We start from the raw sequence: 16,434 nt of genomic DNA, 5'->3' as shown, positions 1-16,434 counted from the left end.
CCCATGGCCGGGACGCCAGGTGGCCGGACCGCGCCTTTGCGACCGAGGATTGCTGTGGAGAGTGGTCATGAGCACAGCATGGACCTGGGACTTCAGCGGCTACGATCCCAAGAGGGAGCGGACGATCGAGGCCCTGTGCGCACTCGGCAATGGCAGGTTCGCCACCCGGGGGGCCGCGCCCGAGTCGCCCGCCGACACGGTCCACTATCCAGGGACTTACGCAGCCGGGTGTTCCAACTGGCTCTCCTCGGACGTCGCAGGAAAGCGGGTCGGTAACGAGGAAATGGTCAATCTGCCCGACTGGTCGCGCCTGCGTTACCGCTGTCTGCCCGACGACGGACCGGCAGGGGAGTGGCTCACACCCGATGACCCGAGTCTGCGGCGCTACAGGGTCTCTCTCGATCTGAGGGGCGGCATTCTCACTCGTCGCTTGTTCTTCCAGGACGGCCTCGGCCGCCGAATCAGTGTCACCCACACCAGGCTCGTCCACATGGGCGACCCGTATCTCGCCGCCCAGAGGACCACGTTCCGTGGGTACGGCTGGAGCGGGGCCATCGAGGTCGAGTCCATCATCGACGGTAACGTCACCAACGCCGGTGTCGAGCGATACCGCGGTCTGAACGGACGCCATCTCACCGGCCACTGTGCCGGAGTCGAAGCGGAGGGCGTGGCCTGGCTGTCCTGCCGAACTCGTTCGTCCCGTATCCGGATCGCCATCGCAGTCAGAACGTCGTCGCGGCCCCTCGTCGCAGTGGGGGCGAGTTGCACGGAGACCGGAACGGTCCAGAGATTCAGGCTGCCGGTCTCCCGCGGGCGTTCCGCGGCCGTCGTGAAGTGCGCCGCGTTGTACACATCCCAGGACCGCCCGCTGAGTGAGCCTCTCTCGCTTGCCGTCGAGCATGTATCACACGCGGCGGCGTTCGCGACGCAGCTCGCTTCCCACCGCGTCGCTTGGGAACGTCTGTGGAGCCAGGGTGAACTGAATGTGCCTGGCGAATCGGGCCGCATCCTTCGGCTCCATCTCTTCCACGTCCTGCAGACGCTTTCCCCGCACACGGCCGAGCTGGACGTCGGAGTGCCTGCCAGGGGCCTGCACGGTGAGGCGTACCGAGGGCATGTCTTCTGGGATGAGTTGTTCGTGCTGCCGTACATCACCCTGCACTTCCCGGAGGTGGCGCGGAGCCTTCTCATGTACCGGCACCGTCGCCTGCCGGCTGCCCGCACCGCAGCCCGGCGGGCGGGCTTTCGAGGAGCGATGTTCCCCTGGCAGAGCGGTAGTTCAGGCGTTGAGGAGACGCAAACGCTGCATCTCAACCCCCGATCGGACCGTTGGCTGCCCGACCACTCGCACTTGCAGCACCACGTCGGATCGGCCATCGCCTGGAACGTGTGGCGGTACGGGCACAGCACCGGCGACACCGGGTTCGTCCAAGGCCCAGGGGCAGAACTGTTGCTCGAAATCGCCCGCTACTGGGGCGCCGTCGCCACGTATGACGCCGATCGCGACCGCTACCGCATCCGCGGTGTGCTGGGCCCGGACGAGTACCACGACGCCTACCCCGAGGCCGCTGCTCCCGGGATCGACGACAACGCGTACACCAATGTGACTGCCGCCTGGGCGATCGCACGCGCACTTGAGCTGTTCGACGGGCTGCCTGCGGCCCGGCGGCGGGAGCTGGCTGAGCAACTCGGCCTGGACGACGAGACGCTGAATCGCTGGGAGGACATCTCCCGCCGGGTGTACGTGCCGTTCCACGGCGGTGTCATCAGCCAGTTCGAGGGCTACGGCGAACTGGCAGAACTGGACTGGGACGCCTACCGCTCCCGCTACTGCGACATCCGCCGCCTCGACCGGATCCTGGAGTCCGAGGGGGACACGGTCAACCGCTATCAGGCATCCAAGCAGGCCGACGCACTCATGCTCGGCTATCTCTTCCGCCCAGTCGAGCTGCAGGAACTCTTCGACCGTCTCGAATACCGGCTCGATGACGAAGTGTGGCGTACGACCGTCAACTACTACCTGACTCGTACCAGTCACGGATCGACCCTCAGCAGCCTGGTGCACGGCTGGGTCCTCGCTCGCGAGAAAGGTCCGGACGCCTGGCGGTACTGCGAGGAAGCCCTGCTCAGCGACGTGACGGACATTCAGGGCGGCACCACCGGCGAAGGCATCCACCTCGGTGCCATGGCCGGCACCCTTGATCTCATCGAAAGGGGCGTCACAGGTCTGGAAGCAGGCCCGGACGGACTCCGCATCGACCCCATCGCGCTCCGGGAGGTGCCTCGCTGCTCGTTCACGTTCTGTTACCGCGGGCACCGGGACATCCGCGTGCAGCTCCTTCCGGGCCGGTTGGGGATTCGCGTGCCCGACTCGCGACTCATTGCCCCTCTGTCGGTGTGTCTGCCCGGCGAGCGGATGGTGACCGTGGCCGCGGGGGAGCAACGTTGGTTCCGTGTGCCGCTGTGGTGACCCCTTGCGGATTTTGTGCGGTCCGTCGTGACGACGATGGTCGGCACAGCGCGCGCCTGACGGCCGCGAGCCCGAGAATGGAGTAGCCCCAGCAGGTTCCGGAGGTGCATGGCGTGAATGCCGTACACGGACAGCAACGAACCTCGATCGTGGACCCTGAACGCTCAGCCAAGCCCGATCGCCTCTTCGACAGGGAGGACGAATGGGCAGCCTTGATGTCATTCTCGACCGATCCGCATCCGGGAACGGGCTTGGGTGTCGTCATGGGGCGGCCCCGCCAGGGCAAGACGCTCCTGCTGGAGTCGGTGGCACGAGCCACGGGAGGGTTCTATTTCTGCGGACAGGAAGCCACCGAAGCCGAGTCCTTGCGCAGGGTGGGCGAGGAGTATGCGCGATACCGGCAGGTCGCACAGCCCAGCCACTGGCGTGATTGGAAGGAAGGAATCGATGCCTTGCTGGCGCTGGGTGACGCCAGGCCACTGCCCGTCATCATCGACTCGTTCCCTGACCTCGTTGCGGCGAGCCCAGCCTTGCCGTCCGTCATCCACGGCGCCCTCCGGCACGTCGACCGACCGCCTCTGGAAAGCCGTGCGCGATTGCTGCTCGGTGGTGAGACCGCACCGGTCATGACCCGGCTGTTCGCACAGTCTTCGCCGTTGCACGCCCTCGCCGCTCTGAAGCTCGACATCCAGCCCCTGAACTTCCGCAGGGCGGCGCAACTGTGGGGCATCGACGACCCGAGGCTCGCCTTCCTCGTCTACACGGTCGTAGGCGGGACGCCCGCCTACCGGTACGACTACGTGGGTGACGACGTTCCCGTCGATCGTGACGACTTCGATGCCTGGGTCTGCCGCACCATCCTGAATCCGTGCACGCCGCTGTTCCACGAGGCTCGCCACCTCCTCGACGAGGAGACCGGGCCCTGGAGCCACGGGGCTTGTCACTCCGTACTCGCCGCCCTGGCCAAAGGCTGCACGACCCACGGCGAAATAGCCACCTTCCTGGGACAGCAGCTCACTGATGCCTTGCGCGCCCTTGCCCTCCTCCGCGACCACGGTCTGCTCCGATCGCAGACGGACGGACTGCAGCCGGGGATCACACGCCATAGCATCACGGACCCGCTCCTCGCGTTCGAGCACGCCGTGGCGCGCCCGCGCAGGGCCGCTCTTGAGCAGAGCGAAGCCGAGACTGTGTGGGAAGACGCGCGAACGGATTTCAACTCTCTCGTCGCCGGACCTCGGTTTGCCCAGATTTGCAGGGAGTGGGCGGCCTGCTTCGCCGCCCCGGCCGCCTTCGGTGCCGAACATGTCACGGCGTCGTACGGCTCCCTCAGCGACCCGTCGGCGAAGGCCGGGCTCGATGCCGAGGTCGTGGTCCGCCGACGGGACAGCCACATGAGCGGCCCCCTTCTGTCGGTGGGGCTCGCACGATGGCATACCGGCATTGACATCCACCATCTGCAACGCCTGCGGCGCATCCTGGACGGACTCGGCTCCCGTGAGGATGTCAGCCGCGTCCACCTGGCTCTCTACGGTGCTTCGGGGTTCAGCCCCGAATTGCATGCGGCGCATGCGCGTGGCGAGGTCATGCTCGTTGATCTTGAACGCCTGTACGGGGACGCTCAGCGGACGCCGTCGCGATGACTTCGCACTTCGGTAATCACCCTTCTGGGCCGGCCCTGGCCATGGGCCGATCGGTCCCTCCCCGGTACGGCCCACTCGGCCCCGTGCTCCTGGCCCCCTCGGTGCTGCGGCGGTGATACCCCCGGGAACGATCGTGGAAGCCGGACGCTTTTTCCGGCTCCGCCTCCCGAAGAGTTGACAACGATGCAGCGCATTCGGATCCGGATACGGCCGAGGCGGCCGCACAAGCCCGCGCAGCTGGATCTGCGTACCCCCTCCGGTCGGCCGATGCCCTACTGAAGCCCGCGGCCACCGCACACAAGGCGGAGAACATCATGGCAACCACTCGACGCGTCGTACCGTTCGCAGAGCTCGGCCGGCAGGATGTCGGCCGGGTCGGTGGCAAGAATGCCTCTCTGGGAGAGATGACCGCACATCTGGCAGCTGCGGGCGTGCGGGTGCCTCCTGGTTTCGCGACGACGGCGGATGCGTACAGGGAGTTGCTCGACAGCCACGGACTGCGTGCGCGGATCGAAGCGCAGATCGGACGCCTGCACGAAGGAGCAGTACTGGACGAGGTGGGGGCGGCGATCCGGTCGGTGATCATGGCCGAGCCGCTGCCCGCCGGACTGCGGACCGAACTCGTCTTCGCGTACGAGCAGCTCGCGCGCGACCAGGGCCGTGACGATCCCGAGGTTGCCGTGCGAAGCAGCGCCACCGCCGAGGACTTGCCTGAGGCGAGTTTCGCCGGCCAGCAGGAGACCTACCTGAATGTGCGCGGGCCTGCCCAGCTGTTGCAGTCCTGCCACCGCTGCTATGCCTCCCTGTTCACCGACCGCGCGATCGACTACCGCGAGCGGATGGGCTTCGACCACATTTCGGTCGCTCTTTCCGTCGGCGTCCAGATCATGGTCCGCTCGGACCTTGCGGGCGCCGGCGTGATCTTCACTCTCGATCCGGAGAGCGGCTTCCCCGAGGTCATCGTGGTCAGCGCGGCTTGGGGCCTGGGTGAGACCGTCGTCAGTGGCCAGGTCGACCCCGACGAGCACACGGTCTTCAAGCCGAGCCTGAAGGACCCGGCACTGGATCCCGTGATCGACGTACGGATCGGAGCGAAGCGGAAGAAGGCGGTCTATGCGGAGCACGGACTCACCCGGACCGTCGACACGACCGGCGAGGAGCGCTCGCAACGTGTCCTGACAGACACGGAAGTCCGGCTGCTGGCCGAATGGGCGATGACCGTCGAGGAGCACTACGGATGCCCCATGGACCTGGAATGGGCCAAGGACGGGCTGACCGGAGAGCTGGCGATTGTCCAGGCCCGCCCCGAAACCGTCCAGTCCCGCCGCCGTACGACGACGTTGCGTCGCTGCCGCCTGACCGTCACCCCGGGGCAGAGCCTCATCGAGGGCACAGCGGTCGGCGAGGCCATCGGTTCCGGCCCCGCCATTGTCCTCGACTCTCCTGTGGATCTCGACCGCTTCCCGACCGGCGGGGTGCTTGTCACCGGCATCACCGACCCCGACTGGGAACCGGTCATGAAGCGGGCCTCTGCGATCGTCACCGACCATGGCGGCCGGACCTCGCACGCTGCCATCGTCAGCCGCGAACTCGGCGTCCCCGCCGTCGTCGGCACCGGCCGGGCCACCGAGGTACTGCGCAACGGCCAGAACGCGACCGTCTCCTGCGCCGAGGGAGCCCGCGGCCAGGTCTACGCGGGACTGCTGGCCTACGAGGAGCGCGAGACCGATCTCACTGAACTCCCTGCTACCCGGACCCGCGTGATGCTCAATCTCGCCGACCCGTCCGCCGCCTTCCGCTGGTGGCGCCTGCCCGCCGACGGCGTCGGGCTCGCGCGCCTGGAGTTCATCGTCGCCCACCAGGTCAAGGCCCACCCCATGGCGCTGCTGCACCCCGAGCGAGTGAACCAGCATGACCTCTGCGTCATCGACCGGCTCACCGAGGGCCACCTCGACCGCGGTCAGTACTTCGTCGACCGACTGGCCTACGGCGTGGCACGCATCGCCGCATCCCGCTGGCCCGCCCCGGTCGTCGTAAGGACCAGCGACTTCAAGACCAACGAGTATGCGCGGCTGCTGGGCGGCCGGGCCTTCGAACCGGTCGAGGCGAATCCCATGATCGGCTGGCGCGGCGCGAGCCGCTACTACAGCGAGGGCTACCGCGAAGGATTCGCCCTGGAATGCCGGGCACTGCGCCGGGTTCGCGACGAGATGGGCCTGACAAACGTCATCGTCATGATCCCCTTCTGCCGCACTCTCGAAGAGGCCGACCGGGTTCTGGACGTCATGGCGGAGCAGGGGCTGCGCCGGGGCGAGAACGGCCTCAAGGTGTACGTCATGGCGGAGATCCCCTCCAACGTCATCCTGGCCGAGGACTTCGCCGAGCGTTTTGACGGTTTTTCCGTCGGGAGCAACGACCTGACCCAGCTCACTCTGGGCGTGGACAGGGACTCCGAAGCCCTCGCCCATGTCTTCGACGAGACCAACCCCGCAGTCACGCGCAGCATCCAGAGCCTTGTCCCTCGCGCCCAGTCCGTCGGTCGCACGGTCGGCCTCTGCGGCCAGCGCCCCAGCGACGACCCCGCCTTCACGGAATTCCTGGTGAAGACCGGCATCGACTCGATCTCAGTGGCACCGGACAGCTTCGCCGTGGTGAAGCAGCACGTGGCTGCTGCCGAACTCAACCTGCACGGGGAGGGCCGAACGGCCCCATCCGGGACCCGACAGCCCCAAGCGGGCCTGTCGTCCAGCGACTGAAAATGAACTGGACACTGCAGAATGGCGCCGCCAAGGCGCTGGAGACCGACGGAGTACACCATGTCCGGAACACAGATGGAGCGCAGGCGCAGCCTCTTTCCCGACCTCGTCGACTGGTTCGGAACCGACTTCCCCCGCTTCCCGATGTGGCGGCCGATGCCCCACGTCCACCCGATTCCGATCGAGGTGACCAGCCAGGAAGGGGAGTACACGCTGCGCGCCGAGCTTCCCGGGATGGACCCCGCGAAGGACATCAACATCACGGTCGAGGGCGACACTCTCACCGTCAGCGCCGAACACGCCGAAAGCAAGGAGGAGAAGGACCACTCGGAGTTCCGTTACGGCTCCTTCCACCGCACCGTTCGCCTGCCGGCTCAGATTCCGCCCGACGGAGTCGAAGCAGAGTACGAGGATGGCATCCTCACCGTGCGCGTGGCGATGGAACCCGAGGTGGCAGACACGGCACGCAGCATCCCTGTAAAGAGGGCCAAAGCCAATGGCGACGGCGAGTCATGACGATCGGCAGGTCTCTTCGCGAGGATGGCCTCGGCGCCGTCGTGGTCCCCGCTGGCGATGCGAACGACGTGCGGCGCCGCGGCCAGGGAGAGCACGACGAACGGGGTGGCGATACCACCGTTCAGACCGCTCTCGACATTGATGAGCCGACGGATCCGCGCGGGCACCACTGGATTGACCATCATCGTGGCGCCGAGACCGATGCACATCGGCAGTCCGAGCAACAGAAGCCGTACGCACAGGGCGAGTTTCGGGCGCAGGGCTCGGAATGACAGCCGCGCGGCGTCTGTGAAGAGCACCCAGGCACGAACGCTACGGGGGCGGTGAGTTCGACGCGCGCCAGTCGCTGCGAGTACAGACCCCAGAGAAAGAGCGGAAGCAGGATCAGCGAGAAGGTTCCATCCACCCTGGACTCCGTATTCGAGGCCGCATCGTCCGCGAAGGCCCGATTCTCGACGGGTGCGGCGTAATGAGGATCCAGCTGGCGGGAATGACTGCAGCTTGCACCCGACCGGTGAATGCACCGGCGATGCACGGCCGTACGCCATTGGCTGCCGGGAGGAGACGGACTCGGGGGTGCGGCGCTGCGGGACCTTATTCGTGAGCGACGACGGCGACGGGCGCGGTGGAGTGATGGAGGATCGCGTGAGTGATCGGACCGATATGCGTGCCGATCGAGGACCGACGGATGCGACGGCCTACGACTATGGGGCCTGCCTCGGAACCTGTCTCCAGGAGTTGCTCGGAGGCGTGTCCGACTCGGGGGATTCGTTTCCTCCATAAGCCTGGAGGCGACGTTCGCGGGTCGGTAACGAACTCGCGTATGCGTAGACGCGTCAGGCCTTCTTCTACCGTTGGGTGTCCGTTCGTACATCGACCGGCAGGTCGTCCTGCTCGTAGTCGAGCCGATTGATCACTTCCACGACTCCATCGACGCTCCGGCACAGACGCAGGACGACGGGGACGAGGCTGTGCCGACTCACGGTGCCGCTGAGAGTCACGAGGCCGTCCGCAACCTCGACTGTCAGCGACGAGGGACTGAGCCGGAGCGTGTGCGTCAGGACGTCTTCGAGGATCTCCTCTTGAATTGCGTGGTCCCTGCGCAGGAAGAGTTGCAGGAGGTCGCTGCGGCTCAGGACCCCCATCAGCCGGCCTTCGCTGTCGACGACGGGGAGCCTCTTGACCTTGTGCTTCTCCATGACGCGGGCGGCACGGACGGCGCTCCACCCGGGAGCCGCGGTGATCGCCGGGTGGCTCATGAGATCGACGGCGGCGTTCGCGCCGCTCCTGGAGTCGCGCATGCGGAGCAGGTCGGCTTCGGAAACGACACCCACGGGGCATCCGTTCTCGTCCACGACAGGTACCGCGGTGACGCCGAATTCGTCGAGGAGCCGGGCGATCTCCTTGAACGTGGTGCCGCGCTGGACGCTGACGGCCGTGGGTGTCATGAGGTCGGAGACGCTGCGATGCCTCATGGTCGCTTCCTCCACGCGCGAACTTCGGCGTCGAACCGGGCCGTCACGTCCACGACTCCCGGCACCGTGCGCGCGACACGCACCAGCACGTCACTGAGTGACGGGTCGGGGATGGCGCCGTTCAAGTGGACGATGCCGTCGACCACGTGGACGTACACAGTTGCCGAGCCCTCCGGGACGAGCTGAGTCATGATCAGCTCGCGCAGCTCCTGGGCGATGTCCTCGTCCGGGCGGAGATAGATCTTCAGCAGATCACCTCGGCTGACCACGCCCACGAGGCGTCCGTCGTCGTCAACGACCGGCAGCCGCTTGAGGTGGCCGCGGGCCATCAGCCGAGCGGCACCCGCGATGCCCGCACTCCGTGGCACCGTCACGGCGGGTACGGTCATCAGCTGACCTGCGGAGACAGCGCGGGACTCGTCCCCGCCTTGTGCCTTGAGCAAAAGGTCTGCCTCGGAGACCACGCCGACGACCCGTCCCTCGTCCGACACGACAGGCAGAGCGCTGATACGCCATTGCCGCATGGTCTCAACGATGTCCTTGAACGGAGCTCCGCGGTTGACCGTGATGACGGCGTGCGTCATCACGTCGTCGACGATACGCAGATGTTTCATGGTTCCTCCAAGAACAAAGAGGCCCTGTACCTCCGAGCGTCGGTTTCGTCGTCGGCCGGCGGTAGGACCACCCGGGGTCCGCCGGGGACTGTTCGGCCCTGTTGCCCTGGCACGAACGGTGCTTTCGTGAATGTGGCGGAAGGAGACATTGCGAGGATGGAGAAGCGGCTGATGGCCGCGCACCGCACAATCGGGAACCGCGAGAAGCGGTTGGCTCCTTCCGTCCCCTGGTGTGAGCGCTCAGCGGTTGCCGGCGTCACGAGCCGGATCGAGATCCGGCGACAGGTCGTCCACGGCGTATGAGAGGGACTGGTCGACGCTGACGACGCCGTCGGCGGAGAGGCACAGGAGGTCGATGATCGGAATGATTGAACGCTCCTCCACTCTTCCGCTCAGGGTGACGACTCCTTCCTGAACGGTCACTGTCACGCCCCCGGGTGTCATCCGGAGGGTCCGGCCCAGTACCTCGTCAACGATTTCATCGCGTATGGCATCGTCGTGGCGGAGCATGGGGCGCAGCAAGTCGGAGCGGCTGACGATGCCTACAAGCGTGCCGGTTTCATCGATGACCGGAAGGCGTTTGACGCCCCGTTCGTGCAGGAAGCGAGCGGTCTCGACGATGCCCCACTCGGGCCTGGCAGTCAGCACGGGGGTGGACATGAGATCACCGGCGGTGCGGGCGTCCATGATGCGGTGGTTCACGGCCGCCGTCCCGCGGAATTGGTCACGGCCCTCTGCGTCCGGCAGGCCGGCCTGCCTGCGGAGCAGGTCGGCCTCGGAGACGATGCCGATGGGATGGTGGTGGGTGTCCACGACGGGCAGGGCGGAGACGTCGTTGTAGGCGAGGCTCCAGGCGACCGTCTTGAGCGACGCTTCGGGGCTGGCCGTGGCCACGTCCCGGGTCATGACTTCGGCGACAGTGCGGTGCATCATGGTCCGATTTCCCTTCGTGCAGGGGCGTCACTCGTGGGCGGCAACGGCCACGGGTGACGGCGTGATGCAAGACGGCATGGGCCACCGGCCCGAGATGGGCAATCAGAGGGAGCGGCGCGGGTGCCGGTCGCCGGGTGGTGATCTCCAGATGTGGGTGCCCGGCGGTGTACCTCCTTCAAGGCCTCGGCGAACGCCTCATCGGCCCATCGGTCCGCCCTCTCGCGCTCCAGTCGCGGCACGGCGGGGCTGATGGGCCAGCCGATGACGTGGATGAGGCTCAGCGACGCCTTCCGCAAGGACGCCTCCTGAGCGCCCCGGACTGCGGCCGCCGGGCTCTCTGGGGAGCCGTCGACGCCGACCGTCACGCGGTGCTTCATGGTGGAACCTCCTGCGCGTCGCAGGTCTGCGCTCTGTTCTCAGCCTGGCCTGCGAGGCAGGAGCGGAGGAGGGGCCATGCGGCCCCTTGCGGGGCCGACCAGCCCCGTCTGGCTAGGTGGTGGGCGTGCGCGAGGCGACGTAGTCCGCGCAGCTGTTCAAGGTGTTCAGCGAGGCATAGTCCGTCTCAGGAAGGGGAAGGCCCGTGCGCCCGCTCAGTGCCTCGACGAAGTTCAGGAAGTCCAGCGAATCCATCTCCAGGCTCTTCCGGAAGCTTTCGTCGGGTGAGAGAGCGGCGAGGTCGGCGCCCGGCACCACGTCCGTCAGGACTTGCTTGATCAATTCCAAAGCCTCATCACGGGTCACAGTTCCTCCGGTCGTTGGAGCAGTCGGTCGAGTGCCGTCAGGAAGCGCGCGCCGGTTGCACCGTCACTTGCACGGTGATCGGCGGAGAGCGTGGCTGTCACGGTCGGGTGCACCGTGAGCATCCCGTCCACGGCCACAGGACGCTCGACGACACACCCCAGTCCGACGAGCGCGACCTGCGGTGGGTAGATCACCCCGAACACAGTCTCCACGCCCTGGTCGCCGAGGTTCGTCACCGTAAGCGTGGGGTCGGCTGTCTCCGAGGCACGCAGACGCCCGCCGCGGGCCCGTGAGACCAGGTCCCTGAGGGCCTCCATCAGCTCCGGCAGGGACAGAGTGTCGGCGTTCGCCAGTGCCGGTGCCGTCAGCCCGCCACCGCGCAGGGACACGGCGATGCCGAGCCGAACACCACCGGCCGGGACGAAGGCACCATGCTTCCAGTAGCCGTTCAGCTCCGTCACCTGCCGTGCGGCCAGTGCGACGGACTTCAGCAGCAAAGCCGCAGGCACGAGCCGTTCCCCCACGGGTCTGTTCGCATTCCGATTGAGCATCCACGTCGTGGCGGCCGCGAGATCGACCGTCGTGGACAGGTAGTAGTGGGGAATGTCGCGGTTGGCGCGTGTCATCAGCGCAGAGATCGCCGAACGCGCGGTCGATCCCCCCGCGGTGAGGGTATCGGGCCTGGACCTTACTGATGGGCGAACCGGGGGCGGGGCCGACGTGGGCGTGGGCGGCGGTCCTGGCGCTGGTGGGAGGGGTTCGTGCGCACGGTGCGAATGATCCCCCGCCGCAACACGCACGTCGTCGGCTTTGACTGTGCCGTTTCGCCCGGTTCCCCGGACCCTGTCCAGATCGACGTCCAACGACCGAGCCAGACGGCGGGCGAGTGGCGATGCCGGCACGCGGTGCCGCGGCTGGGATGCCGACTTCTCGACATCGGCGCGGGTGATCTGACCCCCCCTGCCCGAACCGTGCACGGTGGACAGGTCTACGTCCTTCTTCTGCGCCAAGTGCCTCACCAAAGGGGTCGACACGGCGTCGCCGACTGGGGTGACTGCACGAACGGAGGCCGCGTGGAAGCCGGGAGACGGCGCGGTCGGCCGTTGCGCAAGGATGTGGGCAGTGGGCTCGGCCGCGAGGCCGATGACTGCCATGGGCGTGCCGACCGGCACCGTGGTGCCCGGGGCGACCAGGAGAGCACTGACGGTGCCTGAGTCGAAACACTCGACCTCGATGGTTGATTTGGCCGTTTCCACGACCGCGACAACGTCCCCCTTCGTGACGGTGTCGCCCGGGCTGACCAGCCATTCGACCAGAGTACCTTCGTCCATGTCCGCGCCCAGGGAAGGCATGGTGAATTCGGTCATGTCAGCTCACCGCCAGATGCACCGCGTCCACGATCGACGAGGGTTGGGGCAGCGCTGCCTCTTCGAGTTGCCGGGCATAGGGAATGGGCACTTCTGCGCTGCATACGCGCTGCACCGGAGCGTCAAGCTCATAGAACGCCTGTTCGGTAATGCGGGCCGAAACCTCCGCGGCGAGACTGCCGCTGCGCCATGCCTCGTCCACAACCACAGCCCGGTGCGTGCGGCCCACGGATTCCATGATGGTTGCATCGTCGAGGGGGCGCAGGGCACGCAGGTCGAGGACTTCCGTACTGATGCCGTCTGCCGAAAGGAGATCCGCGGCGGCCATGGCCTTCGGCAGCGATCCACCGTAGGTGATGAGGGAGACATCCTTGCCGGGCCTGCGTACTGCTGCACTGTCGAGGTCGACGGCCTCGATGGTGGGATCCAGGACGCCCGCGGCGTTGTACAGGCTGCCGTGCTCGAAGATCAGTACCGGGTCCGGGTCGGCGAGGGCAGCTGCCAGCATGTGCCGCGCGTCGTCCAAGGTCGCCGGGGCGAGCACGCGAATCCCGGGGATGTGGGCGTACCAGCCTTCCAGGCTGTGGGAGTGCTGGGCGCCGAGCTGCCGTCCCGCTCCTGTGGTCATGCGGATCACCACAGGCACGCTCAGCTGCCCGCCGGACATGTGCAGCAGAGTGGCCGCGTTGTTGAGGATCTGATCCAGCGCGAGGAGGCTGAAGTTGACGGTCATGATCTCGACCACTGGCCGCATCCCGCCGAGCGCGGCACCGATGCCCGCGCCGACGAACGCGGACTCCGACAGGGGAGTGTCCCGGATCCGGTCGGGCCCGAACTCTTCCAGGAGCCCCAGGCTGACGCCGAAGCACCCGCCGTATCTGCCGACGTCCTCACCCATGAGGAAAACCCGCTCGTCGTGCAGTGCTTCGCGCAGTGCTTCGCGGAGCGCTTCCCGGTAGGTGGTCGGTGGGGGAGCCTTTGTGGATGCCCGGCGCGCGTTCATGTGGTGCTCCCCGGTTCACTCGTCACGTAGCGGAGCAGGTCCGCGACGGGCTCCGCCGGCGCGTCCTCCGCAGACTGAACGGCCCGCTCGATCACATCGAGCACGTCCTGCTCCAGCTGTTCCATCGCCCGGTCACCGAGCTGGCCTTCGGAACGCATCCGGTCCGCCAGCCCTTGGAGCGGGTCGCGTCCCTTCCACTGCTCGATTTCGGACTTGGCACGGTAACGGTCCGGGTCGTACATGGAATGAGCACGGAACCGGTAGGTCTGCGCTTCGAGGAAGTGCGGTCCGTTGTCCGCCCGTATGGACTCCGCGGCCCGACGAGCGGCGGCTTCGACGGCGAGCACGTCCATGCCGTCGACGGTCCAGGCGGGCATGCCGTAGGAAGAAGCGCGCATTGCGAGGTTGGTCTGTGCGTGTTCACGAGCCAGGCTTGTTCCCATCGCGTACAGATTGTTCTCACAGACCAGCAGCAGGGGCAGCCGCCACAGTGCCGCGAGGTTGGCCGTCTCGTGGAACTCTCCTTCCGCGAAGGCGCCGTCACCGAAGAAGCAGCAGGTGACGCGAGCGCTGCCGCGCATCCGGTCGGCAAGTGCGAGCCCGGCCGCCAAAGGCAGCCCACCGGCCACAATCGCGTTGCCACCGTAGAAACGGCGGTCTGCATCGAACAGGTGCATCGAACCGCCGTGTCCACGGCTGCAACCGGTGACCTTTCCGTACATCTCGGCCATCACCGCGTCGGCGGGCACGCCACGGGCCAGAGCATGCCCGTGCTCGCGGTAGGTGGACACCACGGCGTCCTCCTGGCGCAAAGCCTCGTTCACGCCAACGGCGACGGCCTCCTCACCGATGTAGAGGTGGACGAATCCTCGGATCTTCGCGCTGCTGTAGAGCTCGACGCACCGTTCTTCGAATCGGCGGATGACGAGCATCTCCCGGAGGAGGGAAAGACGGTGATCGGATGCGGTCGCGCTGTGGGCAGTGGTGGTGGACGCCTTCTTGCGCGCGCCCTTGCGCGCTGCCGGACGGGCTCGTCCGTCGGTCCGTGCGGTGGTGCTGCTCATCGTCGTGCCTTCTCTCGCAAGTGCGTCATCCCAGGCTCTCGACCGTGGACAGGTCTCCTTCGGGCAGCCCCATTTCGCGGGCACGCAGCACCCGACGCATGACTTTGCCGCTGCGGGTCCTGGGAAGGTTCTGCTCGAACTCGATCTCCCTGGGAGCCACGGCGGGCCCCAGTCGCCGCCGTGCGAACGCCAGAAGTTCTCGCTTCAGGTGCGTGTCGGGTGCGTGGCCCGGCCGCAGCGACACGTATGCCTTGACGACCGCTCCCACGACAGGATCCGGACGGCCGATGACGCCCGCCTCGGCGACAGCGGGGTGCTCCATGAGCGCACTCTCCACCTCGAACGGACCGATCAGGTGCCCTGCCGACTTGATGACGTCATCGGCGCGGCCCACGAACCAGAACCAACCGTCCTGGTCCCGCTTCGCGAGATCGCCAGTGAGGTACCAGCCGTCCGCGAAGCATGCCGCGTAGCGAGCTTCTTCGTGCAGATAGCCCCGGAACATGGACGGCCAGCCCGGACGCAGTGCCAGCTCTCCCTCGATGCCCGGTTCGCCGATCACGTGCACGTGTCCGTCGGTGACCTCGGCGCGGCCGTCCTCGCCACGTGCGAGAAGACCGGCCTCGACTCCGGGCAGGGGGCGCCCCATGGAGCCCGGGCGGATGTCGCTGGAGGCAAAGTTGGCGATCATGATGGCGCCCGTCTCCGTCTGCCACCAGTTGTCATGGATCGGCAGGCCGAGGACGTCCTGCCCCCAGAGGACGGCTTCGGGGTTCAGCGGCTCGCCCACGCTGGCGATGAAGCGGAGGGCCGACAAGTCGTACGGCCCGGGGAGCTGCCTGGTTCCGTTCCGAGGGGTGGCGCGCATCAGCATGCGGATCGCGGTCGGCGCCGTGTACCAGACCGTGACCTTCTGGTTGTCCAGGATGCGGTACCAGCGGTGCACGTCGAAATCGCCCTCGTCCACCACGAGGGTCACCCCGTGCGTGAGCGGAGCGATGATCCCGTACGAGGTTCCAGTCACCCATCCGGGATCCGCCGTACACCAGTAGACGTCGCCCGGGCGAAGGTCGAGTGCGAAGGCCACCGTCGCATGATGAGCTACGACGGCCTCGTGCACGTGGACCGCGCCCTTGGGAGTCCCGGTTGTGCCGCTGGTGAAATGGAGCAGAGCCATATCCCCCGGATCGGTGGGAGGAACGGTGTATTCCTGCGACGCCTGCTTCATGACCTCGGCGAACGAAACCGTTCCCGGCGGCGGATCCTTGACGGGGCCGACGAGCAGCACGCGGTCCAAGCGCGGGAGGCGGTGCCTGTTCTCCTCCACCTTGCGCCAGTAGAGCTCCTCCGTGGTGACAAGAACCCGGGCGTCGCCCAGTTCCAGCCGCTGGCGCACGGGCTCAGGGCCGAACGCGGAGAACAGCGGGCACAGCACGCGGGCGCTGCGCAGCGTGCCCAGCACCGTCGCGTAGAGCTCCGGGCAACGGCCCAGGAGCGTGAACACCATCTCCTGCCGAGCCACCCCCATGGCCGTGAGTGCGTTGGCGAAGCGCCCTGTGAGACAGGCGAGCTCGCCATAACTGATATGGGTCACCGTGTCGTCCGCTGCGACGCAGCGCAACGCCTCCCGCCCGCCAAGGCCTGCGGCCACCTGGCGGTCCACGGCTTCGTATCCCATGTTCAGCCCGCCACCGGGCAACCCGGCCAGCCGCGACCGAGCCTCGTCCCAGGTGAATTCGGCGCGGATCCGCTCATAATCCTGGAGTTCGAAGGCGCCGCCGGGCCTGGGCTGCTTGTGGATGATGCGATGGTCCATGGCCGGGTCCTTGTCCTCGCACTGGAATCCTGAAGG

14 protein-coding genes and 1 pseudogene are annotated in these 16,434 nt (G+C 67.1%); 5 read left to right on the top strand and 10 right to left on the bottom strand.

From position 1 onward, the window contains the following. Positions 1 to 67 precede the first annotated feature (67 nt). The 5 genes from OG953_RS02755 to OG953_RS02735 all read left to right on the top strand — a co-directional run bounded on the left by OG953_RS02755 (position 68) and on the right by OG953_RS02735 (position 7,657). Positions 68 to 2,470, top strand: coding sequence for a glycoside hydrolase family 65 protein (locus OG953_RS02755; protein ID WP_405682270.1), 2,403 nt, complete (start codon positions 68 to 70; stop codon positions 2,468 to 2,470). A gap of 215 nt (positions 2,471 to 2,685) precedes the next feature. Continuing rightward, positions 2,686 to 4,113, top strand: a complete 1,428-nt coding sequence (locus OG953_RS02750; RefSeq protein WP_405682268.1) for an ATP-binding protein — start codon at positions 2,686 to 2,688, stop codon at positions 4,111 to 4,113. Between the two features lie 314 nt (positions 4,114 to 4,427). Continuing rightward, positions 4,428 to 6,869: a phosphoenolpyruvate synthase gene (gene ppsA / locus OG953_RS02745; protein WP_405682267.1), complete on the top strand. Its 2,442-nt coding sequence runs from the start codon at positions 4,428 to 4,430 to the stop codon at positions 6,867 to 6,869. A gap of 60 nt (positions 6,870 to 6,929) precedes the next feature. Further along, positions 6,930 to 7,385, top strand: a complete 456-nt coding sequence (locus OG953_RS02740) for an Hsp20/alpha crystallin family protein (RefSeq protein ID WP_405682265.1) — start codon at positions 6,930 to 6,932, stop codon at positions 7,383 to 7,385. Continuing rightward, the gene (locus OG953_RS02735) at positions 7,382 to 7,657 is read left to right on the top strand and encodes a hypothetical protein (protein ID WP_405682264.1); all 276 of its coding nucleotides are present in this window, start codon (positions 7,382 to 7,384) and stop codon (positions 7,655 to 7,657) included. Before OG953_RS02740 ends, OG953_RS02735 begins: the two co-directional genes overlap by 4 nt. 576 nt (positions 7,658 to 8,233) lie before the next feature. On the opposite strand, the gene OG953_RS02730 is transcribed toward OG953_RS02735, so the two are convergent. The 10 genes and pseudogenes from OG953_RS02730 to acsA form a co-directional block, all read right to left on the bottom strand. Next, positions 8,234 to 8,860 (bottom strand): CBS domain-containing protein, encoded by a 627-nt coding sequence (locus OG953_RS02730; protein WP_405682263.1) that lies wholly within the window; start codon positions 8,858 to 8,860, stop codon positions 8,234 to 8,236. Continuing rightward, positions 8,857 to 9,474, bottom strand: coding sequence for a CBS domain-containing protein (locus tag OG953_RS02725; protein WP_405682261.1), 618 nt, complete (start codon positions 9,472 to 9,474; stop codon positions 8,857 to 8,859). Before OG953_RS02725 ends, OG953_RS02730 begins: the two co-directional genes overlap by 4 nt. Before the next feature lie 240 nt (positions 9,475 to 9,714). Then, entirely contained in the window at positions 9,715 to 10,407 is a 693-nt protein-coding gene (locus OG953_RS02720; protein WP_405682260.1) for a CBS domain-containing protein, read from the bottom strand. After that, entirely contained in the window at positions 10,404 to 10,784 is a 381-nt protein-coding gene (locus OG953_RS02715) for a universal stress protein (RefSeq protein WP_405682258.1), read from the bottom strand. Before OG953_RS02715 ends, OG953_RS02720 begins: the two co-directional genes overlap by 4 nt. Before the next feature lie 112 nt (positions 10,785 to 10,896). Continuing rightward, complete coding sequence (locus OG953_RS02710; RefSeq protein WP_405682257.1) at positions 10,897 to 11,124, bottom strand: acyl carrier protein; 228 nt, start codon at positions 11,122 to 11,124, stop codon at positions 10,897 to 10,899. Between the two features lie 20 nt (positions 11,125 to 11,144). Next, complete coding sequence (locus OG953_RS02705) at positions 11,145 to 11,774, bottom strand: 2-oxo acid dehydrogenase subunit E2 (RefSeq protein WP_405691585.1); 630 nt, start codon at positions 11,772 to 11,774, stop codon at positions 11,145 to 11,147. 180 nt (positions 11,775 to 11,954) lie between these two features. Continuing rightward, positions 11,955 to 12,500, bottom strand: a pseudogene (locus OG953_RS02700) (E3 binding domain-containing protein); the annotation flags it as partial. A 16-nt stretch (positions 12,501 to 12,516) separates the two neighbouring features. Next, positions 12,517 to 13,518: an alpha-ketoacid dehydrogenase subunit beta gene (locus OG953_RS02695; RefSeq protein WP_405682256.1), complete on the bottom strand. Its 1,002-nt coding sequence runs from the start codon at positions 13,516 to 13,518 to the stop codon at positions 12,517 to 12,519. After that, positions 13,515 to 14,582 carry a pyruvate dehydrogenase (acetyl-transferring) E1 component subunit alpha gene (gene pdhA, locus OG953_RS02690; RefSeq protein ID WP_405682255.1) on the bottom strand — a complete coding sequence of 356 codons (1,068 nt, stop codon included), beginning with the start codon at positions 14,580 to 14,582 and terminating at the stop codon, positions 13,515 to 13,517. Before pdhA ends, OG953_RS02695 begins: the two co-directional genes overlap by 4 nt. A 25-nt stretch (positions 14,583 to 14,607) precedes the next feature. Beyond that, positions 14,608 to 16,398, bottom strand: a complete 1,791-nt coding sequence (gene acsA / locus OG953_RS02685; RefSeq protein WP_405682254.1) for an acetate--CoA ligase — start codon at positions 16,396 to 16,398, stop codon at positions 14,608 to 14,610. Between the last annotated feature and the right edge of the window lie 36 nt (positions 16,399 to 16,434).

It is taken from the genome of Streptomyces sp. NBC_00057 (assembly GCF_045041165.1).
Taxonomy (GTDB): domain Bacteria; phylum Actinomycetota; class Actinomycetes; order Streptomycetales; family Streptomycetaceae; genus Streptomyces.
The sequence above is the reverse complement of the archived record's forward strand: the minus strand, read 5'-3'. Positions and strand labels throughout refer to the sequence as shown.